Origin of the sequence: Providencia sp. (genome assembly GCF_052096715.1) — a bacterium.
Lineage (GTDB): Bacteria > Pseudomonadota > Gammaproteobacteria > Enterobacterales > Enterobacteriaceae > Providencia.
Genome location: NZ_JBQDNB010000038.1, coordinates 1 through 25,599 on the forward strand (window position 1 = coordinate 1; position 25,599 = coordinate 25,599).

Here is a 25,599-nt window from a genome sequence, read left to right on the forward strand (position 1 = left end):
GGCATGTTTATATTAACGGTGTCGCTTTTATTCTTAGTACAGAAATAAGAGATATTTCAGACCCTAAATATAAAAACATGCAAATACGAGATCAAAAATACAACATGCCAGTTACAAATAAACCACAAAAGCTTGCTGCGATGCAATCATTAATTTCTCGCTTACAAGGTCGTCCAAAGAATGAAATTCCGACCGAAAAAGGAATGTGCATTCCTTATGGATTTATTCAAGATGATGGAAGTGACCACAAATTTAAATTGTCCATGCTATTTAAAAATAGTCAATTTGCGTGGTCGATTGTGATGGATAATCTGTTGGGTAGTGAAGATGAAAGTCTACTTGAGCGCTCATCCGAAATTAAACCTATTATGCGGCAATTGGGTGCATCAACATTGAAAAAAGGCACCGTACAATACAATAATATTGCTGGCGAAGAGTGGTTAATTTCCGGTGAAGAAGATGGTGATAAAAAATACCGTTTTCAATATAATGCCAATGAAAAGAGTGTCACTTATCGACAACCTTTAGTGCAGATTTTGCTTCACAATTCAGGAATACTGACAGTGAAAGATTATACCGACAAACAGATGATTGAAATCTGGGATCGGGTTTTGCAGTCCTTTAAAATTAGACCGAACGCGTACTAAACTCAATAGCGCAATAATATAAACTATTATTGCGCTGATTTGACATAAAGGTATTTTAATAAAAGAACGAATTAACGGCCGCCGAATAACGACATGCTGTTCAAGTCCTTAAAGATATCTTGAGAAGCTTCAAACATCGCTTTTTCTTTATAGTAATCAGTCGTTGTGCCCGTCCAGTTAGTACTTAACAGCTCACTTTTACGCTGCTCATTTTGAATAGTGCGCGTGTCAGCCAAAAAATCTAATTTTTCGATTTCTTGTAGTTGTAAGCCTTGTTTTGCTTCAATATTTGAAACTTGATCCAATGCTAACTTAATGCCTCTGTTAGCGGCATTTATGCCTTCTTGTGCTCTATCCAAATCTGCTTGTGGTGCATCTTCTTGAGGAATTTTAAGCGCTTTAATCCCTTCATTCAGCGATTTAAACACATTCACCACATTGCTACCGTCAGTTTCAAAAACCTGCGCACCAGTGAAATAAGTGGTCATTTCCCGATCGCTAGACACGTTCTGCATAACAGGCTTGTCGCCACCATTGTATTTAACTTCACCATCGGCAGTGGTTTCAAATGGCGGCTTATCTGACTTAAAGCCAGCAAAAATATAACGGCCATTACCATCTGTGGTATTACCCAGCGCCACCAACTGATCTTTAAGACCCGTTAATTGTTCTGCTAGTGAATTTCTATCTTTATCACTCAAGCCACCTTGATTTGAAGCTTGAATAATAGTGGTATCGATTTGTGTTGTCACATCAGTCATTTGCGACAAAATACTCATTTGTAACGTCATGCCTGTTTTTGCAAAACCACGGCTCGTTACATACTGTTGATTACGGTTTTCAGATTGATTAATGCGTACCGCCTGGGATGAGGCTTGTGGATCATCCGAAGGCTTACTCACTCGTTTACCCGATGCTAATTGGCTACCCGCATCCATCCAACGAGATTGTGCATTATTCATGTCTTGCAATCGTTGATGGTAAATCATATTGGTACTTAAACGCATAATATTTAAATCCTTATTTAACGCTCTCTTATCCCCAAAATAACCTTAACTTATTGTCAATAATTCAAGTTACACAGTAATGGCGATGTAATACATAGTCACTGGTAACTTGAAAAAACGAATAAATTAAAATGCGCGCATCAATGCATTAAACAAGTCATCGACGGTCTTCAATACCTGAGCATTAGCATTAAAAAACTGCTGAATCTTTTGCATCTGAATACTTTCTTCATTCATATTCACGCCAGAAATCGCTTGTTCTTGCTGATAAAAACTTTCTGTCATTTTATTTTGTGTTTCAGAGTCAATTTGAGCTTGTTTTGTTCTGCTACCAACGTCATTAACTAATGTTGCGTAGAAATCTGAGAACGTAGAACTATTATCAACCAGTTTTTGATCCTGTAATTTAACCAGTTCTTTGATGTTTTCGTTATCACCAGGACCACTATCTTTACTACCCGCTGCGGCAAAATCGGATGCATCAGTGACTTTGGTTTGCATCCCATTAATAACACCGTTCACCGGTTTAACAACGAATGAATCCCCTTTCATGGCAGGACCATTACTGATGTTAAGTTCTATACCATCAAATTTAAGGACACCATTCGTTGCGCTATCTACAGTGACTTTACTGCCTTCTGGCAAACGAGTGACATTCCATTCAGTGCCATCAAAACGCATTTCATAGTTATTACCCGTCACCTTAGATACATCGCTGTATTTAAGATCGAAATCGACTTTGCTTTGATTATAGGTATTGCTAACTACGCTACCTTTACCAATATCAAAGAAATCCCCCCCTTGTTCACCGTTAGCTTTGAAACCTTTACTGTGCGCTTCATTAAATTTGGTGGTAAACACCAAGGCGAGCTTATTTAATTTTTGATAAGCAGGGTCAATCACTTCTTGGCGTGAGCGTAAAATGCCGCTTAATTCACCACCACGGAATGATTCATCCGGTATTTCACGTGCTTGACCATTTGCACCAACAAACCCAATACTAAAACGGCTGTCATCTTTAGACGATGGAACGGCTTCTAGACGATTCGCTTTTTCACCCGTGACTAATGGTAAACCATTCGCAAAGGTCACGTTATAGTTACCATTTTGTTCGATAACTTTAACGCCAATCAGTGAATTAACTTCATTCACGAGGCGATCGCGCACATCTAGCAAGTCATTAGGTTCTGAACCGCTAACTGAGCGAACTCGTGCTATTTGCTGGTTTAAACCCGCAATTTTTTCTGCGTAGATATTAATGTCTTTCACCTTGTTTTCAATTTGGTGATTAATATCGCGCTCCATTTCTTGTAGACGTCTATCGGCTTCTTTGAATTGCCCTACAAGAGCATTCGCTTTGCCTAAAAAGACATCAATCAGTGTTTTATCACTTGCATCACTGGAAGCTGAATCTAATGCAGTAAAGAAACTACCAATATTGCTTGAAATATCTTCAATATCGTTAGTCAGTAAATCATCAACCTTATTACAGTTTTTAACGTAAGCCTCATAATCACCGCTACGTGCGCGAGATTGGCTATATTGTGCGTTAACAAATTCATCAAACTCACGACGAACATGACTGAAATAAGTACCATTACCAAAATAACCGTTAGGTGTCATTGTGCCGGGATTCTCCCCGAAAACAGCACTTTGGCGGTGATAATAGCCCACACCGGCGTTCGCTAGGTTATTTGAAATAACACTTAGCCCACCTTGCGCGGCATTGACACCACTTAGCGCATTATTCATTACATTGTTCAGCATAAGCTTTTCCTGTTCTTGGCGTGTATCCCATAAGGATAGTCACCTGAATTTCTTCACTTAATCAGTTATCGGAAAATTGGCGTAAACATTTAGTCCTAACGCCCTTTAATACTTAAAATAATTCAGGTTTTGAGCTAAATGGTGCCTCACACAACCGAAAACATGTTCAGTATTAAAAAATATCATTTAAGTCGATGGTGTAAGCCTGTACAGCTCTAGATGCAGACGTATTTGCTGGTTGATGACCACGAATTTGATTAATCAACATAATTAATTTATCTGAGTACCCAGGATCTGTTGCATACCCTGCTTGATGCAATCGACGAGCAGCTATTTCAGGACTCGATGCTGTTTGTACATTCTTATAGCGTGGATTATCAGTCAGTAGGCTAATGTAATCGGCAATGGCTTCTTCGTATGAGCCATACACCCGAAAATCATCTCGCATTTTAAGGGTTTTACCGTCAATCACTTCTGTCGTCATGATATTTGTGACAGGGCCTTGCCAGCTTTTTCCTGCTTTAATACCAAACAGGTTATGACTGGTTTTACCGTCCATAGTGAGGATTTCTCTTTGTCCCCAACCACTTTCTAGCGCAGCTTGCGCTAAAATCAAGAAATGCGAAATACCACTTTTTTGGCTCGCCGCTTTCGCAGGCTCCATCAATCGACCAATAAAATTAGTGCTATTGAGTGATAATGATTTTATTTTTTGGAATGGTGCAGAAAGTGCATCTCCCGTAGGGGCAAAACGGCGCATCATTTGTGCCATCGAAAATGGCGGCAATGATTGCAAGGTTTTCTCATCTAACGAGGAAAAAGAAGCTTGAGTCGGTAAATCTTGTTGCTGCGAGTTGCGCGTTAACTGTTGGTACATCATATCGGCAAAACCAAGCCCTTTTTGCGATAAATCTTGAGCAATTTGCTGATCATACATACTGGTTAACATACGTGTTTGGTCGCTTGAAAACATACCATCTTGTGGAAGCGCCGAACGCATACTTTTTAGCATCATTTGAACAAAAGTGGCTTCAAGTTGCTGCGTAACATGACGCAGTCCTTGTTCAGGATCTTTATTCAATTCACCTTTCAAGCTGCTTAGGGACTGAACATCAAATGCAGCCCCTTGCAATAACTGCATATCACTCATTAAATAATCTCCAATTTCGCACGTAGGCAACCTGCACTTTCCATCGCCTGCAAAATTGACATCAAATCATTAGGTGTCGCCCCTAATGTATTGAGTGCTTGAATGACTTGATTGAGTTGCACACTCGCGTTGACTTTTTGCAGTGCCCCACCTTGATCACGCACACCCACACTGGTATTACGCGTGACAACGGTTTGACCGCCTGCAAAAGGCGTATCGGGCTGACTCACTTGAGTTTGTCTTTCCACTGTAACCGCCAAACTACCGTGGGCTACTGCGCAGCTTTCTAACGTCACACTGCGATTAATCACCACTGAGCCTGTTCGAGAATTTAATATCACTTTGGCTTCTGCGATTGGCGTGCGCACATTCAACTCTTGTACACGGGATAAAAAGAGCACTTGATCTCGATTGTTTGCAGGAACCAGCAATTGAACAGTACGTGAATCCAGCGCCGTTGCTGTACCCATCCCACCCATACGGTTAATCGCGTCTGTAATATCTTGTGCTAAGGTAAAACTATCTTCATTCAATTGCAGGTTGATAGCACCACTTTGGCCGAAGTTGCTCGGCAATTCGCGCTCAATCGTCGCTCCACCAGAAATTCGTCCGCCATTAAGTTGATTCACTTTAATACTGCTGCCACCACCACTTGCTCCCGCACCGCCCACTAAGACATTGCCTTGTGCCATTGCATAAACTTGACCGTCAGCGCCTTTTAACGGCGTCATCAATAACGTACCACCACGTAAACTTTTGGCATTACCCATTGATGAAACGACAATATCGACTTCCTGCCCTGCACGTGAAAAAGGAGGCAGTTTTGCCGTGATCATCACCGCCGCCACATTTTTCAATTGCATATTAGTGCCAGCCGGAACAGTGATCCCCATTTGGGATAACATATTGTTCAAGCTTTGAGTGGTAAATGGTGTTTGCATGGTTTGGTCACCAGTTCCATCAAGGCCAACCACTAAACCATAACCAATTAATGCGTTATCTCGCACACCTTGTATGGAGGTGAGGTCTTTAATGCGCTCACTTTGCGCAGGTGCCACAACAAGGCAAAATAGTGATAGCAAAATGAATACTTTGTTTTTCATTGAATTCTCTCGGCTGTTCTATTCGCTAATTAATAAGGGGATACATTTAAGAAGAAGCGCTGTAACCAACCCATATTTTGCGATTCATTGATATAACCATCGCCGACATATTCAATACGAGCGTCTGCGACTTGCGTCGAGCTCACATTATTATCTGCACCAATTGTGCGTGGATTGACGACACCAGAGAAGCGGATGGATTCAGTACCTTGATTAATAGCTATCTGTTTTTCACCCACGACATGTAAATTCCCATTGGCTAATAACTGGTCAACGGTAACGGTGATAGTGCCTTTAAAGGTATTATTTGCATTCGCGCCACCTTTACCGGTGAAATCACTATTTCCTTTGATATCCAACTCAGTGTTATTACCGCCTATCCAACCTTGCATAAATCCAGGCAGGATAGCCGCCAGAAAGCCTGTTTTCCCGCTACGATTAGCGTTAGCTGATGAGTTTTTACTAGCACTGACATTTTCTTGTAAGTTGATAGTCAAAATATCACCGACATTGCGCGGTCGCCTATCTTCAAACAGAGGCTGATAACCATAATAAGCAGGCTGAGCACTTTGAAAAATAGCACCATTTGGCGAAGGCGCAGTAGGTGCTGTTGGCACCGCTGTCGTTGTCGTATTCACCAACGGACTTGGTTTGATATACGCACAACCGCTCATCGTGAACATCAAAACAGCCACCAGCCACATTGGCTTAGGCGTACAAAAACGCGAATGTAAAACTGTTGCCTGCGGTTGTGGAACCATGTCGCTTTCAATCATCATGCTACTCTTTTGCTGCTGTATACGTTTTGTCATCATGAAGAGTTCCTTCTCACTGACAATTCACAACGCTAGTCTTACAATACGATGTGAATTGTCGCTCACGCGAGTGTCTATCAGGGCATTAATTACAGTTGTGTTAGACGTTGTAACATCTGGTCAGACGCCGATACCGCTTTACTGTTAATTTCATATGCACGCTGAGTTTGAATCATATTAACCAGCTCCTCAGCCACATTGACGTTAGAGGTTTCTAACATGTTCTGATAAAGCAAACCGGCACCATTCGTTCCCGGTGCACTTTCATTTGGTGCGCCTGAACTGGCCGTTTCCATATAAAGATTTTCACCCATGCTCTCAAGGCCAGCATCATTGATGAAAGTCGTCAGAGTAATTTGTCCAATTTGCTGCGGCTGATTATCCCCAAAAACAGTGACCGAGACAGTACCATCACGAGCAATACTGAGGCTATTCGCATTGTCGGGGATCATAATTGCAGGCACGATTTGAAAACCACTAGAGGTGACTAATTGTCCATCTTGGTTTGGCTGCAAAGCACCATCACGCGTATAAGCATCGGTCCCATCTGGCATTTGAACATGCAAAAAGCCTTGGCCTTTGATCGCGATATCCGTCGTGTTACCTGTTTTATTCAGGTTCCCTTGCTCATGAACACGCATTGTCGCAACCGGACGTACCCCTGTACCCATCTGTAAACCGGATGGTAACGAGGTTTGATCTGAGCTCATAGCACCCGGCTGGCGAATGTTTTGATACAATAAATCTTCAAACACAGCCCGTTGACGTTTAAAACCATTGGTACTGACGTTAGCCAAGTTATTCGAAATGACATCAAGGTTAGTTTGTTGAGCATCAAGCCCAGTTTTCGCAATCCATAGAGAACGGATCATAATAATTCCTTACTGAATATTAGCTGATGGCAAGCAATTGATTTGCCCGTTGTGCATTTTCATCGGCACTACTGACAACTTTCATTTGCATTTCAAAATGCCTTGCATTGGCAATCATCGATACCATCGCCTCAGCAGCATTGACGTTACTTCCCTCAATCACACCTGATGTGACAATAGCGCGCTCACTTTGTGGTAAGACGTTGCCATTGGCCGCTTGTGCCTGAGGCGATAAATGGAATAAACCATCTTCACCACGAATTAAATCTTGAGGCTGCGCTTCGACAACTTTTAAACGCCCAATTTGTCCCAACATGGTTGGAGGATCAGTTGCAAGCAGTGCAGTAATGGTGCCATCAGTACCAATGGTAAGATCAGCATTAGGCGGCACGTTAATAGGACCGCCATCGCCTTGTAAACGACGCTCTCCAATCATCAACTCACCATCCGATGAAATTTGAAGATTACCGTTACGGGTATAAGCTTCTGTACCATCCGCTAATTCGACTGCAAGAAAATGCTTATCGTTTAGCGCTACATCTGTTTGCCTACCCGTATAGTTAAGCGGCCCTTGACTCATGTCAGCACCTGGAGTTGAAGCAACAACGAGTGTCCGCGTTGGTTCGCTATCCCCATTAATTGGCACAGCGCGCATCGCAGAAAGCTGCGCCTTAAAACCTGCCGTTGATACATTGGCAATGTTATTAGAGACAATCGCTTGGTTTTCAAGCGCATGACGCGCTCCACCCATAGCAGTATAAATGACGTGATCCATGGACAGCCTCTAGACTTATCGTAAGTTAACCAGTGTTTGTAACATCTGATCTTGCGTTTTAATGGTCTGTGCGTTTGATTGATAATTGCGTTGCATCACTATCATGCTGATGAGTTCTTGGCTCATATCCACGTTAGATGATTCAAGTGCACCACTGGTTAATTTACCAAACTGACCGACACCCGGTACGCCATCCATTGGGTTACCTGACGCATTAGATGATGCCCAAACGTTACCGCCTTGAGAAACCAGTCCATTAGGATTAGCAAATGCAGATAGTGCAATTTGTCCCACAATACGTTTTTGTTGGTTTGAATAGTTAGCGACAAGCATGCCGTTATCTTCGATTTTGAACGTGGTGTATTCACCCGCTGGATAGCCGTCAACATCAATCGCACTGACAGAAGATTCACTGACTTTTTGTTGACGAGTTTTACTCAGATCTATCTGTAAAGTGTCATTATTCGCGCCATTAAGACCGGTATAAGCAAAATCAAATCTCGCATTTGCTGAGTCTTTTAATTTACCGTTACCATCAAACTCCAAATCACCGATTTTTTTAGCTTCTTTATCATTTGCATCTTTTGCATAAGCGGTCCATTTATTGTCAACAGTCTTAACAAAATAAACAGAGATCTCATGGGTATTACCTTGGCTGTCATAGGCAGTCATAGTAGTGCTAAAGTTATAGCTCGCGTTATCATCTGGGTTTTTAACATCAAACGGTTTGTCTTTGACTTTATCGTCTGAATTCAAGTTAATCGTTAATTTCGCTAATTTAGACGCTTGCGCATCCATCATATCCGTTGGAATATTCAAGCCTGCTGGCACGCCACCGCTTTGTATAGATACATTGCCTTTTTCATCAACACTTGCTGGATAGCCTGTCACAACCATGCCTTGGTTGTTCACCAAGTTACCGCTTTTATCTCGTTGAAATTGACCATCACGGCTATAAAAAATATCGCCATTTTTATCTTGTACACGGAAAAAACCACTGCCTGAAATCGCGACATCTGTTGCTCTATCAGTACGTGTAATTGGGCCATCTTTGAAGTTTTGTGTTACAGCCGCGACGTTAACACCAAGACCCACACCTGAACCTGCAAACATATCTGCAAATGAGGTAGTCGCGCCTTTAAAACCATTAGTTGCAGAGTTGGCAATATTGTTACCAATCGAATCAAGTCCCGCTGAAGCCGCATTTAAGCCACTGACTGCTTGTGAAAAAGACATATTTTCTCCATAAAAATTAGGGGGCTGCCGATCTTAGTTGCTTATTGTTACAGGGCAAAAAGATTGAAAAACAACCAATTAAATTAAGATGCGGGATACACTTTAAAGATGCTGCTTAGCGGCACGCTTTGCCCAATACCAACATCTAATAAAGGGGCATCTGATCCCGGTGTAACACCATTGACGCGGGCATAGCCCAATTTGGTGACATCAATTTCAGCCCCCGACTTCAATGCTTTCACATCAAAGTAATATTTACCTTTGGTGTCTGAAACTAAATTACCGTTGTTATCACGTCCATCCCATGCCATATCGTAAATATCAGGTTTAACTTCGGTGTCATAAGTGATGGTACGGACAACCATTCTATTTTTATCGCGAATGGTAATTTCAACGGTGTCTGCTAATTTAGGTAAAAAGAAGCCAAACGGTGATGAAATATAATCCGTTTGTGGTTCTTCAGTTGCCTCTTCGCCATCAATTGCACTTTTATCACTTAGTGCAAATATGGATGCGCTATTAGGACTAATACCTTCTTCCGGTAGTGGATTGGAGGGTTTGGAGATTGTGCTTTTCTCGCCATTACTTTCTTTTTTCAACGGCGCTAAAATAATTTCGTTGCGAGGAATCAAGACCCCTTTGCCAACGAGCTGGGTCGCTTGTAGTGATTGTCCAGAACCAATTTGTTGAGAAATACCACTAACGTTGTCACTGAGTTTATTCATGCTCTCAAGAGTGGCAATTTGCGCCAACTGACTCGTTAAATCGGTATTTTCCATTGGTTTGGTTGGATCTTGATTTTGCATTTGCGTCACAATCATTTTCAAGAAAGTGTCTCGCATGTCATCACTTTGACTTTTTTTGGGTACATTACTTGCCGCCGCTGCGGGGCCAGCAGTGCTGTTATCCAAAGAATCGTACATTGTGGCTGCAATCCCCATACCGTGCCTCCGTTATTGACCTAGAGTTAATGTCTTTTGTAGCAATGACTTTGCAGTGTTCATCACTTCTAGGTTGGCTTGGTAGCTACGTGATGCAGAAATGGTATTGATCATCTCGCCAACAGTGTCTACGTTAGGCATTTTCACATAGCCTTTTTCATCAGCTAGAGGATGACCAGGTTTATATTCCATACGTGGTGGTGATGGGTCTTCAATCAATTGACTCACACGCACGCCGCCAACTTCATTACGCCCTTGTGGTGACATTTGAAATACCACTTGTTTAGCACGGTATGGCTGACCATCAGGGCCTGCCACACTTTCTGCGTTTGCCATATTGCTCGCACTCACGTTAAGGCGTTGAGATTGTGCGGTCAGCGCTGACGCAGAAATATCGAAAATACTCAGTAAGGCCATGAAAAATTACCCTTGCTGCAAAACAGCCAACATGCTTTTGATGCGGCTATTGATGAATGTAAGATCAGCCTGATATTTCAGGGTGTTATCGGCAAACTGGCTACGTTCAATATCCATATCGACCGTATTACCGTCCATTGACGTTTGATAAGGCACGCGATATTTCAGATCTAATTGAGGTGCTTTCATACCATGCCCTTCAATGTGTCCCTTAGATGTCACCGCGAGAGAAACGCCTTTTCCTTGTACTGCGCCTTTATCCATCGCTTGTTGTAATTGACGATTAAAGTCAATATCACGCGCCTGATAGCCCGGCGTATCGGCATTAGCAATGTTAGAAGCTAAAACCGTCTGTCTCGCTTCTCTTATTGACAAAGCCTGCTGCTGGAATGCAAACGTGGCATTTAATTTATCAATCATATTTACCTCAACGGGTTTAAAGCCAGCCCTGGATTTATACGCAAAATAGTTCAAGCTAGATGAAATAAGCTATCCCGAGAACCACGATAAACTATGTGATTCGGGGAGCTGAGTGCATGTCAACGCACAGGCAACTTGAAGAATGACGAGTATTAAATGTTAAAATTCGACGCGCCTATATTAGCCGCCTAACAAAAAATCTAATGACGAGATAAAGGCAAAATTATTGACCTATTTGAGTCATTCATTGTTTTTGAGGTGGGTAAACTGCAAGCGTGAAAAAGTTTGATTCTTGGGAGACGGCATAGGTATGCTTCGTATTCGTTCACTGATTTGGTTCCCAACTTTTGGTGTGTTGAGTTTATTTGCTAACGTGGCACAAAGCGCACTGCCACAGGATATTAACCAATATTTTCGTCAAATTCATGGGGAGAAAAATAGTATTTCTATTGAAATTAAAACCCCTATTGACCGTTGGCCTAACTGTGAAAAACCCCAAATTAGTCCTGCTGTTGGGGGGCGAAATATGGGAAATGTCTCTTTACCTGTGCAGTGTGGTAAGAAAAAACAATTTATGCAGCTCACTGTTAATGTGATGGGGCAGTATTATGTAGCGACTCGAAATATCTCACGAGGCGAAATAGTTGAGTTTGTCGATATTGGTACTAAGAAAGGGTTATTGCATAAGCTTCCTGCGGGTGCTGCAACAGATAAAATAGCCGTGCGTGGAACCATTGCCCTACGAAATATATCCGCAGGACAAACATTGACGAATTCAATGCTTAGACGTCCTTGGGCCATTAAATCAGGACAAACAGTATTTGTATTTGCGACTGGTGATAATTTTTCGGTGAAATATGAAGGCCGCGCCATTAATAATGCAGTTACAGGTGGAAATCTACGTGTACGCTTAGTGAATGGACAAGTTGTCAACGGCGAAGCTTTAGAAAATGGCAGTGTAAAAGTTGCCTTAAAGTAAATGGAATTATTAATTATTTCATAACACTAGATAGCTATGCAATATTTTGTAACACTAGAGACACTAAAGATTCATACAGGATTGCCGATAACCTAAATATGAAAAATATCGGGAACAGGAAAACACATTATGGCTATTGAGCAGACATCTGCAATTTCTGCATTGACTCAGGTGACTAACCGCGATCCACAAGACGCGACTATCCCGGTGCGCGATAAAAAAGTTTTAATAAATGAAGTAGTTAAAGAAAGTGCATTTGCACCAAGTGAACTACAAAAAAAATTATTACAGCCTCAAGCTAGTGATATTGATCTGGCTAAAGTTGAAAGAATTAAGCAAGCGATTCAAGACGGCACCTTAAAAATGGACGCTGGAAAAGTCGCCGATGGTATTTTACGCGATGCTCACGAATGCATGTTATCAATGAAATAATATAATTATCATGAATGACGAATTATTAATATTACTAGAGCAACAGCTCTCACATTTGCAGTCACTGCAAATTGTGATGAAAAATGAAGAATTATTATTAGGTTATCATCAAGTTCCGCCTTCGCCTTTTCAAGAGACGACAGAGCAAAAACGTTTTTTAGTTGCGGCAATTAGCTATGGTGAAAACCATCGTTTACAGCTTGAAGCACAAGCGCAAATTGTCGCACCTTATGAAGACAATCTTGCGTTAAATGGCATCTGGGAAATGATCAAATCTTTAACGGGTGAATTAAAAGATCTAAATTACCGTAACCATCAAATGCTACAACTGCATATGGAACTTAATTCAGAGCGCCTGAATTTTGCAAAAAAACATAATAATCAATCAACTTATGGTGCAGACGGTCTAGAATCTAAACGCCCAGTTTTAGGTAAAAAGATATCAATTTAGGCGATTAAAGGCTTTATCTTCCATTATGATTAAAGATGGGAATTTTCGAATAACACGCCGAAAAACATGGGCTTATTCATAATTATTGATTTAGATAATCAGTGTTTAAATTAAAAAGTATTAGCACTGCACTATTTGCTTTGATTTCGCCTCGCGCCCATTTTGATACGTTTTCTTTCATCATATTCAATATCAAGGAAAAAATGATTGTGAGATATTATTTTGCTCACAAATTCGCTTGATATTTTTACCTGACATCAGTTTAGGCTCACCAAATTTTGTCATTCCTTTGCTTTTATTCTAGCGTCTATGCGCCGAGCCACTACGTCATCGGTAATACCAACTGCTTACATCTCTTGAGAAAATTGAAATAGTTCATTCAGTTTATTCTTCATCATTAATCTTAATCAAAATATTGCTTAAATAATTCGAATCACAGGTAGGCAACAAATGAAGCCAACACCCCTGTGATTCAAAGTATGACAGAAAGAAAAAACTAAGCGCCGCTAATCATCGACGTCATCCTAATCTTCCGATGATCGCTCAACTCAAGATTAGACATCACGACCAACTGCGGCAAGCTACGACGTAAGAAACGAGACAAAATCAGACGTAACCCGTGATTAACCAACAATACGGTTGGTGCGCCCATTGCCTCTTGGTGGCCTATCGCCTCTTCTGCTTGAGCTTGAATGAACTGTGCTAAATTAGGTTCTAAACCACCACCATTTTTCGCCGCTTGTAGTAAAATTTGTTCTAAATTTGCGTCTAAACCAATGACTTGAATTTCTTCTGCATTACCAAACCACTGTTGAGTGATAGCACGCCCTAATGCAATTCTGATTTGCGATGTCAGGTAATCAGTATCTTTTTGCTCGCCGTTTTCACCTGCCATTTCAGCTAACGTTTCGATAATAGTGCGCATATCACGAATAACCACATCTTCCATCAACAAGTTTTGTAAAACTCGATGTAAAATCGTTAAAGAAATCGTATCTGGGATCAAATCATCAGCCAGTTTCGGCATCTCTTTTTTCACACGGTCATACAGCATTTGCGCTTCTTGACGACCAAAAAGCGAACTGGAATTTTGTAATAAAATTTGATTAAAATGCGTCGCTACTGCGGTACTGGCTGAAACAACCGTATAACCTTGAATTTGTGCTTGCTCACGCAAATCATCATCAATCCAAACCGCCGGTAGACCAAAAGCTGGCTCTTTCGTAATATCGCCTTCTAATGAACCCGCCGCATTGCCTGGGTCGATAGCTAGACTACGTCCCGGCTGTGCTTCGCCACGCCCAACTTCAGCACCTTTAATTAAAATGCGGTATTCACAAGGAGATAGCTCTAAGTTGTCGCAAATATGCACCACCGGCGGTAAATAGCCGATCTCTTGTGCAAATTTTTTACGTAATCCACGTAAACGCCCTAATAGCTCCCCCTGTTGCTCGTTATCAACCAACGGAATTAAGCGGTATCCCACTTCCATGGCCAATAAATCTTCCAGCTGCACATCATCCCACGTCGCTTCAACCACTTTATTTGCTTCATTAAAATGTTGCGCTTGGCTACTATCCGCTTTCCCTTCCGGATTTTTTGATTTACGAATCAGATACCAACCTAATCCAGCTAAAGCCGCGGTAAACAATAAAAATACAAAATTCGGCATGCCTGGAATAAGACCAATCAGCCCCAACACTCCAGCACTTAACCACATAACCCGTGGGTTATTGAACAGTTGGTTAACCATCTGTTCGCCCACATCTTCATCGGTCGCTACACGGGTAACAATTACCCCTGCGGCAGTTGAAATAATCAATGCAGGAATTTGAGCCACCAAACCATCACCAATAGTGAGCAATGTATAGGCACTCGTTGCATCCCCCAGTGACATATTGTGTTGCCCAACCCCGATGATAAGACCACCAATCACGTTAATTACCATGATCATGATCCCAGCGACGGCATCCCCTCGGACGAACTTACTTGCACCATCCATCGAGCCATAAAAATCAGCTTCTTGAGTCACTTCAGAACGGCGTTTTTTGGCTTCATCATCACTAATAATACCGGCGTTTAAATCGGCATCGATAGCCATCTGCTTACCGGGCATACCATCAAGGACAAAACGTGCGCCCACTTCGGCAATACGTCCAGCACCTTTAGTAATAACCATAAAGTTGATTAAAACTAAGATGATAAATACAACAATACCAATCGCAAAATTACCGCCAACCAAGAAGTGGCCAAATGCTTCAACCACTTTACCTGCTGCATCAGGGCCAGTATGACCATCCAATAAGATAATACGTGTCGAGGCGATATTGAGTGATAAACGCAATAACGTAGCAAATAGTAAAATAGTCGGAAAAGCGGCAAAATCAAGCGTGCGCTTAGTGAACATGGCCACTAATAGCACCATGATCGACAACGCGATATTAAAAGTAAATAATAAATCCAATAAAAAAGCCGGCAACGGTAAAACCATCATCGACAAGATTAGTAAGATAAGAATTGGCCCGGCAAGTATTTGCCACTGCGTTCCTTGTAGATTTTTCGGCAATTTTAAAAGAGCAGCCAAATTAGCCATCGCGATTGTTATCTCCAGCAAAGTCCAGTGTCGGTGGCACTGGTAAATTTTTCGGTTTTTTCGGTCTGAGTCCACCCTCACTACGCCAACGGCGTAATTGATAAACCCATGCTAAAACTTCTGCTACCGCTGCATACAGCGCAACAGGGATACTTTGTCCTATTTCCGCATGACGATATAACGCACGCGCCAGCGGGGGGGCTTCTAGCTGCAATATTCGATGCTCTTCCCCAAGTTGTTTGATGCGTTGAGCAATAACGCCAGCGCCTTTGGCCAACACTTTTGGCGCACCCATTTTTTTATCATCATATTTGAGAGCGACTGCATAGTGGGTCGGGTTAGTAACGATGACATCAGCACTCGGTACATCGGCCATCATACGATTACGCGCCATTGCCCGTTGCTGTTGGCGAATTTTCGCCTTGATATGTGGATCGCCTTCTTGTTGTTTAAACTCATCCTTAATTTCTTGACGGCTCATACGTAATTTTTTTAGATGAGAACGGAATTGATAAAACACATCGAACGCCACCATCGGGATCAGCAAAAAGACAATTAAATATCCCGCAAAAATGACCTTTTCTAGCCCATTAGCAAGCGCAGTAACAGGCGCTTCCATCGCAAGATGTAAGAGCGATGGCCAACTTTGCCATAAAAATATAAACGTACCGAGCCCCACAAAGAATGACTTCAAAATGGCTTTGAAAAGCTCAGAAAGCGCATTCATCGAAAAAATTCGCTTTAATCCTTTTATCAAATCAAGCTTTTTCAAATCAAACTTAATTAGCTTACTATTAAAAACTAATCCACCAACCAATGACGACGCTGAGATCCCAACTAAGGCCAATCCCCCTATCACCGGAAATAATGCAAAAAGAGCTTCACTAACAACACGCCCTAAATAACTGAGCATCAACCCCGTATTTTGTAAATAATGCCCATCAAAAATAAAACCTTGGCGTACGGTTTGACGTAGTTGATCCGCCAAATGCCCACCGCTAAGCCACAGCAAACTAATACCCGCTAACATCATCATTAATGAGTTTAATTCTTTCGAACGAACGATTTGCCCATCATCCCTAGCTTTTTCTTTTTTATGGGGGGTGGGCTCTTCTGTTTTTTCTACATCGCTTTCGTCGGACACTTTTGTTCCAAAATTTAAACACAATATGAGTTATCGCTATAGCATGACAGACTGTCAAAAAATCAATGGTGGAAAATAGATGTACTTCAAGGGGGTTATTTGGCAATTGAACAATATGACAACAGTTTGGTGAACTGCGGTGCAACGATGAATATTTAATGAAAAATAAATGAGGAAAAATCAAATAAGCAATTGATTTATTAATTGACCAATTTTAATTAATATAGTTGAAAATCAATATGAAAATAAGGTCATTATGTTATGGATATTTGCCACCTAGTTGCTCCGGATATCAATTTAGAAGATGCCCCAAAAGAAGCGGAGCGAATGCTTAGCTGGCTTAAACAACAAGGTATTATTGATCCTATCTTTCAAGGCATTGAAGATGACGAAATCATTTATCGCCCGACCGCTGAATATAAAGAACCTGTTTTGTATGTGATTGATGACAATATTGTACCAACACAACTGCCAGAAAACACCTTGAAAAACTATCTCACAATCGTGACTAAACGTACTGTATTTCACGCTGGTGGCAATGGCCTTGGTCTTTATTGCCCGCAATGTACCAGTGAACAAAGTGAACGTAGCAATGATTGGAGTGATACGGTAACTGATTGGTATGAGGGTAAACCTGAAAGTCTCGCATGCATTAATTGCGGCTTTGATGCGCCACTGTCCGGCTGGAAATTCGACCCTCAATGGGCATTTGGTCATCTTGGCTTTAGCTTTCATGATTGGGATCTCAGCGATGCTTTTATTATGGAGTTTGAACAAACGCTTGGCAGTGAAATCATCGTTGTTTATCAACATGATTAGTTATTAATATCAATTCAACAGTAGGATTACTTGCACTTAAATAAATACAAGTATTCCTACTATAAAACACATCATATATTATTGATTTTTATAAATTTTTTTTATAAAACCCTTACCCACTTAGAAATAATCTATATTTGATATTTTATCAAATAAATACTTGGTATTTTACTCACACAAAACCCTTAGATTTAAGATTAATCAAAAAAGGTATTTTTATGTACGTACAGCAGTATTCAAATAATAGAAGAATACTTTCATGGAATAAACCTTCATTTAAAAAAGCATTTATTAATTTACTCACTAAAAATATAGTTAAAGTTAATTTATGCGATATACCAAAAACACCTAATACCCTAGTTGCAAATACTGCTATTGTAAATAATATTCCCTACTTTGATGAGGTTGATTCTAGGCAAGAGATAAATAAACTAAATAAAGAGAATGATCACCCAAAATTTAAATTAGCTGCTTATATAGAAAAAAATAGAGAGCATTGTAATGGCATAGAAACACCAAATATCAGTGCCCTAAATCAATCTCACAAAAAAGACATTATCGATTGCCTTAAACGGGTTATTGTCATTGGTGATAATTTATCTGACTCCAAGGGCCGTATGTTTGCTAAAACTTTTGGAATACTGCCCTCGGCACCACAGTACCATAAAGGGAAATTTACCAATGGTTTTACTTGGCCTGAATTCCTTACTTCGCCACATTTCATGAAACATAAAACTATTGATACTCAGAATAATCGAGTCACCTATTCCCCTGTGACTCTAATGAATAAAGCGGAAGGCGGTGCAGTCGCGGGAAATTATAATCAGTTGATTCCAAAGTTTAAATTTATTTCAAACATGAAAAAACAAATAAATAAAATCAAATTTGAGGCTACAGACTTGGCAATTGTTTCCCTCGGAGCTAATGATTATGTAACTTTTGCTAAAGAAGACATTAATAAAGTTATCGATGACCAAATTAATTTAATTAAAAAAATGACTCAGCAAGGAGCAAAAAATATTTTAGTAATGGGGGTACCTAACCTAGCATCAACACCTTTCGCCAAAATACAATCCAGTACCTATAAAAATAAGATGAAAATAATTACACTCATTCATAATATAAGACTAAAATTGCGATTAAATAAAATTGCCTCTCAAGAAGATAAAAATATTAAATTCTTTGACCTTTATAAGGCTATGGCCGAAATAACAAAAAAAGCTGAAGAACTAAATTTATTAAGCAGTTCTAATATTGAAGGCGATACCAAAAACCGACCTTATATTTTAGACAGGCCCTTTACGAAAGGTTATATTGGAGGAACAGGCTATATGGATACGGCTCCCAATTATCTATTTAATGATAGCGTCCACCCGACGCAAGAAGTTCACTCCATTATTTCGATGATATTAAACGATTTTATTGTGAAAGAGTATCAAACCAAAAATAATTCGAATTACAAGTAAGCAGTAATTGAAGCTATCCCAAGAAACATCCATAAGTATGTAACTTGGGTAGCTGAGAGCTGCTCTGTAGCCCGAAGTATGATAGGAATTGATTTAGAATCCTAACTCATCAAGTAAATCATCCACCTGCGATTGTGATGCCATCACATTCACACCTTCTTTATTAATTTGCGGACCATTCAGTAAACTATCAGTTTGCTGCTTCGCACGCATTTCTGGTGGTGTGTTTTCCACTAACAGCGCGAGAAGTTGTTTCTCTGCTTCTTCAACGACTTCCATCATTTTTTTAATAACTTGGCCGGTTAAATCCTGGAAATCTTGCGCCATCATAATTTCTAACAGTTCAGCTTTAGTTGTTTCACTGTCTTCAATCACTTGCGTTAAAAATGCTTGAGTTGCCCCTTGCAGTTCAACAGAAACACCTTCTGCCTCTGAATTTTGCCATTGTTGCTGCAATTCAATCGCATCTTTGTTCATTTTCACTTGTAATGGCTTAATCACATCAATGCCATTAAGTGTTTTTTCTGCTGCCTGAGCGGTCATTTGAGCAATATAGCGTAACCTGTCTTTCCCATCAGGAATACTGGCTACCGCTTGCTGAACACTTTTTTCAAGACCAAGCTCACGCATGCTCTCTCTAAGTGTTCTCATTAAAGTACCAATTCGAGTAATAACTTGTTTTAAGTCTTCGTTACCATTTCGATTGCTTTGTAAAAATGTTGATTCAGTCATCACAGTCTCCTTTAACAAGTGCGCTTATTGCAGTCCCATTTTTTCGAATACTTTATTAAGTTTTTCTTCTAAAATGGCAGCTGTAAATGGCTTCACAACATACCCACTTGCACCAGCTTGTGCTGCGGCAATGATATTTTCCTTTTTCGCTTCAGCGGTAACCATTAATACAGGAATATGCTTGAGCGCTTCATCACCACGAATAGTTTTGAGTAACTCTAAACCGTCCATATTTGGCATATTCCAATCTGCGACGACGAAATCAATATTTCCAGTACGAATTTTATCTAATGCATCAACGCCATCTTCAGCTTCTTCTATTTTATTAAATCCAAGCTCTTTTAATAAGTTACGTACGATACGACGCATTGTGGAAAAATCATCAACAACCAAAAAACTAAGATCTTTAGCGGCCATAACCACTCCTTCAAAATACAATAGTGAATATCTGTAACAGTTATGCCGTTACAGAAGAAAGTTTTGCTAAAATACTTGGTGCAATTTTAAGAATATCTTGCACTTCATCTACAGCATCCATTTCGATAGCAGCTCGCGGCATACCAAATACCACACAACTACTTTCGTTTTGAGCATAGGTAATTGCACCTTGCTTACGTAAATTTAAAAGTCCTTTTGCACCGTCCATACCCATTCCGGTTAATAAGACACCGACACATTTACGCCCGACACATTGAGCTACTGAATCAAAGAGGACATCAACAGAAGGCCGATGACGATTTACCGGTTCACTTTGCTGCAAAATAACTTGAAAACCTTTGCCTTTATCAGCAATCAACATATGCGAATCACCAGGTGCAATGTAGGCATAACCTTTTTGCAATAATTCATTGTGCTCAGCTTCTTTTACCGTTAGCACACACAGTTTATTAAGTCGTTCAGCGAACGAGCGCGTAAATCCGGCTGGCATATGTTGCGTAATGACCACAGGCGGACATTCACGAGGCAACATTTCTAAAAACTGACGTATCGCTTCAGTTCCCCCCGTTGATGCACCAACCGCAATAACGCGACTATGGCATACATGTGGGGAAAGCGGTTTCGCAAACGTTGTAGATTCTGACGCTTTATTTTCGACTCGTGCAAAACGACTACGCTGCGTGATTTTCGACATCGCTGCCGCGCGAATTTTCTCTCCAATCAAGTCACGATAACTCATCATGGTTTCACGAATACCAATCTGTGGTTTAGTGACAAAATCGACCGCACCTAGCTCTAAAGCTTTTAATGTAACTTCAGAACCTTTTGAGGTTAATGTTGATACCATCACAACAGGCATAGGATGAAGTCGCATCAATTTCTCAAGAAAATCAATACCATCCATGCGAGGCATTTCAACATCAAGCGTGATCACGTCAGGAACAAGTTGCTTAATCAAATCACGCGCGACATAAGGATCAGGCGCAGTATCAACCACCTCCATATCAGGATGGCTGTTGATAATTTCCCGCATTAATTGGCGCATCAGTGCGGAGTCATCAACACAAAGCACTTTAATTTTTTTCACTACCCCCTCCTTCCAGCTTGTACGCTGTAGACGGTTTGTCCTTTAATCACGAAACTTTGCGACAATTGAGATAAATTTTCAGAATGACCGATAAACAACAAGCCATCTGGTTTAAGTAATGTGGCAAATCGTTCAAGCATTTTTATTTGCATTTCTTTATCAAAATAAATCATGACATTACGACAAAAAATAGCATCGAAGCGATGCTGTAATTGCCAGTCGTTGTCACTCAGATTTAAATAACGAAACTCAATCATTTGCCGCAATGCCGGTTTAACTCGGGCATAGCCTTCAAACTCACCGACACCTTTCATAAAGTTACGTTGCCTTTGCAAAGCACTTAAGGATTTGAGTTCTTCAACACGATAAACGCCTTGCTTGGCTTTATCTAAAACCTCGGTATCGATATCACTAGCTATCACTTTGGCATTAATTGCATGGGGCCCTAAAACATCGCTCAATGTCATTGCGATTGAGTAAGGCTCTTCCCCTGTCGAAGATGCCGCACACCAAATGTTAATATTGCTGTCTTTTCGTGTGCGGATAAAATCTGATAAGGTCACAAAATGATGTGGTTCACGAAAAAATGCCGTTAGGTTGGTCGTTAATGCATTCACGAAAGCCTGCCATTCTGGATTCGATGGCTCCCGCTCTAACATACGTAGATAATCAGTAAAATTGTCGATATTACAGTCACGTAACCGTTTTAATAACCGATTATAGACCATACTTTTTTTATTCATGGTAAGGACAATGCCTGATTTTTTATGAATAAATCGACAAACCCGACCAAAGTCTTCATCGGTCAATGGTTCTATTTGTGGTACAAAAAGCATCGTACTTGTCGCCCTATTCAATAAAACCCCAGAGGTAGCCTTCAATTGGTGGCCAGACTCTGAGGTTAATAACGCTATTGTTGATTAAATTCACCGTTTAATGCGGCTTGTTTGGTTGTCTGGTAGTTCAAAGAATGCAACGGTATCCACTAAGTTATTAGCTTGATCTTCAAGCGCTGCCGTTGCGCTTGTTGACTGCTCAACTAAAGCCGCATTTTGTTGCGTTACTAAATCCATCTGACTCACTGCGGTAGCAACTTGCTCAATACCTCGGCTTTGCTCATTCGATGCAGATGCAATACTTCCCATTAATTCAGTTACTTGATTAACCGCAGCAACCAATTCATTCATAGTTTGCCCTGCTTCATTAACTAAGAGGGAACCTTGGCTAACCCGGCCAACAGATTCATCGATAAGTGCTTTAATTTCTTTTGCTGCTTCAGCGCTACGTTGTGCTAATGCGCGAACTTCACCAGCAACAACAGAGAATCCCCGACCTTGCTCACCAGCTCGAGCCGCTTCAACTGCTGCATTAAGGGCTAAAATGTTAGTTTGAAATGCAATACCATCAATCACACTAATAATTGCGCTGATTTTTTGTGAGCTATGAGAAATCGACGTCATCGTTGCAATAACATCAATCGTGATTTCACCACCTTTTGTTGCCGTTTTTGATGCACTGACTGCCAATTCACTAGCTTGACGTGCATTGTCTGCATTTTGTTTCACTGTCGCGGTAAGTTCTTCCATACTCGCAGCAGTTTCTTCTAATGAGGCCGCTTGCTGTTCAGTACGCGATGATAAGTTGTTATTGCCTAATGCTATCTCACGAATACCGGTATACATTTGATCGGTGTTAGAACGTAATGCCGTAATCGACGTCGCGAGTGAATTTTGCATTAATTTCAATTGTTCAAATACGTATCCAATTTCATCACGCGTGGTCACTTCAATCTTTTGATTTAATTTACCTTCGGCAACTTTAGTAAAATGTTCACTCATGCTACTTAATGGTTTGATAACTTTTCGTTTCATCCAATAATGCGCAAATGTTGTCACCAAAATAATAATGACGATAACTGAAAGGAATGAACTCCAAGCGAAAGTATTATAGAGCCTTGCTGCTTCTAAGGATTCTTGATCTTCAATTTTGATTAATGCTAAATAATCATTAATCATTCCTAATAACTGATCTTGATGAGCTTGCGCAGGCAGTGAAATATAAGAAGCGACATCATTGTTATCAAGGTGAGTATTTAATGCATTAAGTACGGTAATAAATGCTTGGTATTTGTCCTCAAGAGCTGCAAGATTTTCTTTTTCGGACAAAATAGGTTGAATTTTGAAAGATTCATAATCTTTCGCAGCTTCTGCCATAAACCGGTCAAACGTCGTTTTCGTTTCTTCGATAAGTGGCGCGTTATCACCTACTTTTAAAAGCAATGCAATTTGAGTAAGACTATTTCGAGCCTGCATTAAATCTTTATTTATTTCTTCTAATAATGCACTTTTTTTAGCGCCTAAATCGATACGCTCTAAAGAGTTTAATTCACTCGTGACTATTGCGACAGAAACCCCGCTCGATACAATTTGCATCCCGCAAAATAAAAAAAGCAATAGATATAAACTTACTGAAATTCGTATATTACCAAACATATAACCCCCACTTACGCCAACCAGGTTTCTGTAGATTTAAGCATCAATTTTGCGATATACAGAAACGCTGCAAAGTTGCTACCTAATAAGGTAATAACTTCACAGCGCTAAACTGTGCTTAACCTTTAGAACGTTTCCCAATTATCATCATTTTTATGATCCTTAGATGATAATTTAGCTAGATCCGGGGTTTTAACGATATTTGAAATCGTCCTTGCCGCCGGCTTTGTATTACGCACTTCCGTGTGTTTTAACGCCGGTAGACGGAAAATAGAAATGAGCTGTGACAGTTTTGCAACCTGTTCTTCCAACACATTTGCCGCTACCGCCGATTGCTCAACCAGTGACGCATTTTGCTGAGTCACTTTGTCCATTTCAGCGACTGCTATGCTGACTTGTGAAATACCTTTGCTTTGCTCATCAGATGCAGTGGCAATATGAGACATAATGTCTGTGACCCGCGTGACCGACTCAACAATCTTGGTCATCGTTTCACCCGCATCTTCAGCTTGACGAGCGCCAGTGCCCGTTCTTGAAACAGAATCTTCGATGAGCGTTTTAATTTCTTTTGCTGCATCGGCACTGCGCTGAGCTAAGTTACGGACTTCATCGGCAACGACAGCAAAACCACGACCATGTTCCCCAGCACGTGCTGCTTCAACGGCTGCATTTAGTGCTAAGATATTGGTTTGAAAAGCAATGCTATCGATAACAGCGGTAATATCAGATATTTTTTGTGAACTATCGGCAATATTAAGCATGGTGCTAACGACATTAGAGACAACTTTCCCGCCTTCTTTCGCAATCACCGACGCTTGATTCGCAAACTCACTCGCTTGATGAGCATATTCGGTATTTTGTTTTACCGTCGCTGTTAACTCACTCATACTCGCCGAAGTCTCTTCTAGACAAGCAACCTGCTGCTCTGTTCTAGATGAAAGATCATTATTTCCGGCGGCAATTTCAGTCGTTCCTTGATAAATAGTTTCGCTACCATCAAGTACACCACGCACCGTATTAATAAGCTCTTGCTGCATGTGTTGCACACCTCGAGCAAGTTCGCCTATTTCATTATTGGCGTTGGTATCAACCTTTGGTGTTAAATCTCCGGCTGCAAAGACTTTAATACGTTCAATCAATAAAGTTAGTGGCTCAATAATACCTTTACGTACATAGCGGTAACTTAATAAGCCCACAAATGCTAACGTAATCGATAAAATCACTAACATATAAAGTGATTGGCGATAATTATTGTCTGCATTGACAACTTCAGCCTGAAAATCGGCAGAAATATCAGCGAAATAGGCATTGAACTGTTCTTCAAATTTAACTTGAAGGCCTGAGGTTCGATGCGCATAAAACTTTTCTAAATCACCTTTTTCTGCATATTCACCTAAGGTAACTAATGCATTACGATAATCTTCATAGGTCGCAAATAATTTCTCGAACTTAGCTTTATCATAGGTCGAGCTTTGCATCAGTTTGTTGTAACGAACATACGCATCATCTGCAGATTTAAAATTACGTTTAGCTGCTTTAATTAAATCTTCTGTTGTTGAATCATCTTGAATTTTTCGACCTTCTAATAAATAGGCATTTACTGACCGATTTAAGTTGGCACGAGCTTGTAATAAGTTAACCCAGCTTTCAGTTAATACTTGTCTTTGGCGTTGGAGCGAATTTAAATAATTAATACTGTCACTGTTATCGCCGAGCTTGTTAAACATCAAACCACTAGATACCAGTTGCAATAAAATAAAAATAAAAATGACGGACAGAAGTCCTGATACGATCTTAATTCGACTATACATGACGT

Annotated in this window: 25 protein-coding genes; 6 read left to right on the forward strand and 19 right to left on the reverse strand. The window is 40.5% G+C overall.

Annotated elements, in window-relative coordinates; all coding sequences use genetic code 11:
- Nucleotides 1–647, forward strand: a 647-nt coding sequence (locus tag ACTH6U_RS19755) for a T6SS immunity protein Tli4 family protein (RefSeq protein ID WP_441832981.1), incomplete at its 5' end; no start/stop codon positions are given.
- A 71-nt stretch (nucleotides 648–718) separates the two neighbouring features.
- Here ACTH6U_RS19755 and flgL read toward each other — a convergent pair.
- From flgL to flgB, 11 genes are all read right to left on the reverse strand, one after another.
- Nucleotides 719–1,654 (reverse strand): flagellar hook-associated protein FlgL, encoded by a 936-nt coding sequence (gene flgL, locus ACTH6U_RS19760; protein ID WP_434718669.1) that lies wholly within the window; start codon nucleotides 1,652–1,654, stop codon nucleotides 719–721.
- Nucleotides 1,655–1,780: 126 nt separating this feature from the next.
- Nucleotides 1,781–3,421, reverse strand: coding sequence for a flagellar hook-associated protein FlgK (gene flgK, locus ACTH6U_RS19765; protein ID WP_294107772.1), 1,641 nt, complete (start codon nucleotides 3,419–3,421; stop codon nucleotides 1,781–1,783).
- A 172-nt stretch (nucleotides 3,422–3,593) separates the two neighbouring features.
- Nucleotides 3,594–4,571, reverse strand: coding sequence for a flagellar assembly peptidoglycan hydrolase FlgJ (gene flgJ, locus ACTH6U_RS19770; protein WP_441832982.1), 978 nt, complete (start codon nucleotides 4,569–4,571; stop codon nucleotides 3,594–3,596).
- Complete coding sequence (locus tag ACTH6U_RS19775) at nucleotides 4,571–5,674, reverse strand: flagellar basal body P-ring protein FlgI (RefSeq protein ID WP_294107777.1); 1,104 nt, start codon at nucleotides 5,672–5,674, stop codon at nucleotides 4,571–4,573. The genes flgJ and ACTH6U_RS19775 overlap by 1 nt, the downstream gene beginning before the upstream one ends.
- Nucleotides 5,675–5,703: 29 nt before the next feature.
- Nucleotides 5,704–6,378: a flagellar basal body L-ring protein FlgH gene (locus ACTH6U_RS19780; RefSeq protein ID WP_434719610.1), complete on the reverse strand. Its 675-nt coding sequence runs from the start codon at nucleotides 6,376–6,378 to the stop codon at nucleotides 5,704–5,706.
- A gap of 200 nt (nucleotides 6,379–6,578) precedes the next feature.
- Nucleotides 6,579–7,361 carry a flagellar basal-body rod protein FlgG gene (flgG, locus tag ACTH6U_RS19785; RefSeq protein ID WP_441832983.1) on the reverse strand — a complete coding sequence of 261 codons (783 nt, stop codon included), beginning with the start codon at nucleotides 7,359–7,361 and terminating at the stop codon, nucleotides 6,579–6,581.
- Between the two features lie 19 nt (nucleotides 7,362–7,380).
- The gene (locus tag ACTH6U_RS19790) at nucleotides 7,381–8,136 is read right to left on the reverse strand and encodes a flagellar basal body rod protein FlgF (protein ID WP_294107781.1); all 756 of its coding nucleotides are present in this window, start codon (nucleotides 8,134–8,136) and stop codon (nucleotides 7,381–7,383) included.
- A gap of 15 nt (nucleotides 8,137–8,151) precedes the next feature.
- Nucleotides 8,152–9,372 (reverse strand): flagellar hook protein FlgE, encoded by a 1,221-nt coding sequence (flgE, locus tag ACTH6U_RS19795; RefSeq protein WP_294107783.1) that lies wholly within the window; start codon nucleotides 9,370–9,372, stop codon nucleotides 8,152–8,154.
- An 83-nt stretch (nucleotides 9,373–9,455) separates the two neighbouring features.
- Nucleotides 9,456–10,313, reverse strand: a complete 858-nt coding sequence (locus ACTH6U_RS19800) for a flagellar hook assembly protein FlgD (protein ID WP_294107785.1) — start codon at nucleotides 10,311–10,313, stop codon at nucleotides 9,456–9,458.
- Nucleotides 10,314–10,325: 12 nt separating this feature from the next.
- Nucleotides 10,326–10,730 carry a flagellar basal body rod protein FlgC gene (gene flgC / locus ACTH6U_RS19805; RefSeq protein ID WP_294107787.1) on the reverse strand — a complete coding sequence of 135 codons (405 nt, stop codon included), beginning with the start codon at nucleotides 10,728–10,730 and terminating at the stop codon, nucleotides 10,326–10,328.
- A gap of 6 nt (nucleotides 10,731–10,736) precedes the next feature.
- The gene (gene flgB / locus ACTH6U_RS19810; protein WP_294107789.1) at nucleotides 10,737–11,150 is read right to left on the reverse strand and encodes a flagellar basal body rod protein FlgB; all 414 of its coding nucleotides are present in this window, start codon (nucleotides 11,148–11,150) and stop codon (nucleotides 10,737–10,739) included.
- A 310-nt stretch (nucleotides 11,151–11,460) separates the two neighbouring features.
- On the opposite strand from flgB, the gene flgA reads away from it, so the two are divergent.
- The 3 genes from flgA (at nucleotide 11,461) to ACTH6U_RS19825 (ending at nucleotide 13,012) form a co-directional block, all read left to right on the forward strand.
- The gene (flgA, locus tag ACTH6U_RS19815) at nucleotides 11,461–12,129 is read left to right on the forward strand and encodes a flagellar basal body P-ring formation chaperone FlgA (RefSeq protein WP_441832984.1); all 669 of its coding nucleotides are present in this window, start codon (nucleotides 11,461–11,463) and stop codon (nucleotides 12,127–12,129) included.
- A gap of 129 nt (nucleotides 12,130–12,258) precedes the next feature.
- The gene (gene flgM / locus ACTH6U_RS19820) at nucleotides 12,259–12,561 is read left to right on the forward strand and encodes a flagellar biosynthesis anti-sigma factor FlgM (protein ID WP_294107793.1); all 303 of its coding nucleotides are present in this window, start codon (nucleotides 12,259–12,261) and stop codon (nucleotides 12,559–12,561) included.
- A 10-nt stretch (nucleotides 12,562–12,571) separates the two neighbouring features.
- The gene (locus ACTH6U_RS19825; protein ID WP_294107794.1) at nucleotides 12,572–13,012 is read left to right on the forward strand and encodes a flagella synthesis protein FlgN; all 441 of its coding nucleotides are present in this window, start codon (nucleotides 12,572–12,574) and stop codon (nucleotides 13,010–13,012) included.
- 496 nt (nucleotides 13,013–13,508) lie between these two features.
- Here the strand turns inward: ACTH6U_RS19825 and flhA are convergent, their stop codons facing one another.
- Both flhA and flhB read right to left on the reverse strand, forming a co-directional pair.
- Nucleotides 13,509–15,605, reverse strand: a complete 2,097-nt coding sequence (gene flhA / locus ACTH6U_RS19830) for a flagellar biosynthesis protein FlhA (protein WP_294107798.1) — start codon at nucleotides 15,603–15,605, stop codon at nucleotides 13,509–13,511.
- Nucleotides 15,598–16,749, reverse strand: coding sequence for a flagellar biosynthesis protein FlhB (gene flhB / locus ACTH6U_RS19835; protein ID WP_441832985.1), 1,152 nt, complete (start codon nucleotides 16,747–16,749; stop codon nucleotides 15,598–15,600). The genes flhA and flhB overlap by 8 nt, the downstream gene beginning before the upstream one ends.
- 261 nt (nucleotides 16,750–17,010) lie before the next feature.
- On the opposite strand from flhB, the gene ACTH6U_RS19840 reads away from it, so the two are divergent.
- On the forward strand, nucleotides 17,011–17,568 hold the full coding sequence (locus tag ACTH6U_RS19840; RefSeq protein WP_441832986.1) for a hypothetical protein: 558 nt from the start codon (nucleotides 17,011–17,013) through the stop codon (nucleotides 17,566–17,568).
- 218 nt (nucleotides 17,569–17,786) lie between these two features.
- Nucleotides 17,787–19,034: an SGNH/GDSL hydrolase family protein gene (locus ACTH6U_RS19845; RefSeq protein ID WP_441832987.1), complete on the forward strand. Its 1,248-nt coding sequence runs from the start codon at nucleotides 17,787–17,789 to the stop codon at nucleotides 19,032–19,034.
- A gap of 93 nt (nucleotides 19,035–19,127) precedes the next feature.
- Here ACTH6U_RS19845 and ACTH6U_RS19850 read toward each other — a convergent pair whose 3' ends face one another.
- From ACTH6U_RS19850 to ACTH6U_RS19875, 6 genes are all read right to left on the reverse strand, one after another.
- Nucleotides 19,128–19,766: a protein phosphatase CheZ gene (locus tag ACTH6U_RS19850; RefSeq protein ID WP_294107806.1), complete on the reverse strand. Its 639-nt coding sequence runs from the start codon at nucleotides 19,764–19,766 to the stop codon at nucleotides 19,128–19,130.
- A gap of 24 nt (nucleotides 19,767–19,790) precedes the next feature.
- A complete protein-coding gene (cheY, locus tag ACTH6U_RS19855) occupies nucleotides 19,791–20,183 on the reverse strand; it encodes a chemotaxis response regulator CheY (RefSeq protein WP_294107808.1) in 393 nt (130 codons plus the stop codon).
- Between the two features lie 40 nt (nucleotides 20,184–20,223).
- Nucleotides 20,224–21,291 (reverse strand): protein-glutamate methylesterase/protein-glutamine glutaminase, encoded by a 1,068-nt coding sequence (locus tag ACTH6U_RS19860; protein WP_441832988.1) that lies wholly within the window; start codon nucleotides 21,289–21,291, stop codon nucleotides 20,224–20,226.
- Nucleotides 21,291–22,127, reverse strand: a complete 837-nt coding sequence (locus ACTH6U_RS19865; RefSeq protein ID WP_434719609.1) for a CheR family methyltransferase — start codon at nucleotides 22,125–22,127, stop codon at nucleotides 21,291–21,293. Before ACTH6U_RS19865 ends, ACTH6U_RS19860 begins: the two co-directional genes overlap by 1 nt.
- Nucleotides 22,128–22,217: 90 nt before the next feature.
- Nucleotides 22,218–23,783 carry a methyl-accepting chemotaxis protein gene (locus tag ACTH6U_RS19870; protein ID WP_336430852.1) on the reverse strand — a complete coding sequence of 522 codons (1,566 nt, stop codon included), beginning with the start codon at nucleotides 23,781–23,783 and terminating at the stop codon, nucleotides 22,218–22,220.
- Nucleotides 23,784–23,908: 125 nt separating this feature from the next.
- Nucleotides 23,909–25,594 carry a methyl-accepting chemotaxis protein gene (locus ACTH6U_RS19875; protein WP_294107816.1) on the reverse strand — a complete coding sequence of 562 codons (1,686 nt, stop codon included), beginning with the start codon at nucleotides 25,592–25,594 and terminating at the stop codon, nucleotides 23,909–23,911.
- Nucleotides 25,595–25,599 lie beyond the last annotated feature (5 nt).

Coding starts and splice junctions, on each gene's coding strand:
- flgL (WP_434718669.1), bottom strand. CDS start 1,654: ATGCGTTTAAGTACCAATATGATTTACCATCAACGATTGCAAGACATG.
- flgK (WP_294107772.1), bottom strand. CDS start 3,421: ATGCTGAACAATGTAATGAATAATGCGCTAAGTGGTGTCAATGCCGCG.
- flgJ (WP_441832982.1), bottom strand. CDS start 4,571: ATGAGTGATATGCAGTTATTGCAAGGGGCTGCATTTGATGTTCAGTCC.
- ACTH6U_RS19775 (WP_294107777.1), bottom strand. CDS start 5,674: ATGAAAAACAAAGTATTCATTTTGCTATCACTATTTTGCCTTGTTGTG.
- ACTH6U_RS19780 (WP_434719610.1), bottom strand. CDS start 6,378: ATGTGGCTGGTGGCTGTTTTGATGTTCACGATGAGCGGTTGTGCGTAT.
- flgG (WP_441832983.1), bottom strand. CDS start 7,361: ATGATCCGTTCTCTATGGATTGCGAAAACTGGGCTTGATGCTCAACAA.
- ACTH6U_RS19790 (WP_294107781.1), bottom strand. CDS start 8,136: ATGGATCACGTCATTTATACTGCTATGGGTGGAGCGCGTCATGCGCTT.
- flgE (WP_294107783.1), bottom strand. CDS start 9,372: ATGTCTTTTTCACAAGCAGTCAGTGGCTTAAATGCGGCTTCAGCGGGA.
- ACTH6U_RS19800 (WP_294107785.1), bottom strand. CDS start 10,313: ATGGGGATTGCAGCCACAATGTACGATTCTTTGGATAACAGCACTGCT.
- flgC (WP_294107787.1), bottom strand. CDS start 10,730: ATGGCCTTACTGAGTATTTTCGATATTTCTGCGTCAGCGCTGACCGCA.
- flgB (WP_294107789.1), bottom strand. CDS start 11,150: ATGATTGATAAATTAAATGCCACGTTTGCATTCCAGCAGCAGGCTTTG.
- flgA (WP_441832984.1), top strand. CDS start 11,461: ATGCTTCGTATTCGTTCACTGATTTGGTTCCCAACTTTTGGTGTGTTG.
- flgM (WP_294107793.1), top strand. CDS start 12,259: ATGGCTATTGAGCAGACATCTGCAATTTCTGCATTGACTCAGGTGACT.
- ACTH6U_RS19825 (WP_294107794.1), top strand. CDS start 12,572: ATGAATGACGAATTATTAATATTACTAGAGCAACAGCTCTCACATTTG.
- flhA (WP_294107798.1), bottom strand. CDS start 15,605: ATGGCTAATTTGGCTGCTCTTTTAAAATTGCCGAAAAATCTACAAGGA.
- ACTH6U_RS19840 (WP_441832986.1), top strand. CDS start 17,011: ATGGATATTTGCCACCTAGTTGCTCCGGATATCAATTTAGAAGATGCC.
- ACTH6U_RS19845 (WP_441832987.1), top strand. CDS start 17,787: ATGTACGTACAGCAGTATTCAAATAATAGAAGAATACTTTCATGGAAT.
- ACTH6U_RS19850 (WP_294107806.1), bottom strand. CDS start 19,766: ATGACTGAATCAACATTTTTACAAAGCAATCGAAATGGTAACGAAGAC.
- cheY (WP_294107808.1), bottom strand. CDS start 20,183: ATGGCCGCTAAAGATCTTAGTTTTTTGGTTGTTGATGATTTTTCCACA.
- ACTH6U_RS19865 (WP_434719609.1), bottom strand. CDS start 22,127: ATGCTTTTTGTACCACAAATAGAACCATTGACCGATGAAGACTTTGGT.
- ACTH6U_RS19870 (WP_336430852.1), bottom strand. CDS start 23,783: ATGTTTGGTAATATACGAATTTCAGTAAGTTTATATCTATTGCTTTTT.
- ACTH6U_RS19875 (WP_294107816.1), bottom strand. CDS start 25,594: ATGTATAGTCGAATTAAGATCGTATCAGGACTTCTGTCCGTCATTTTT.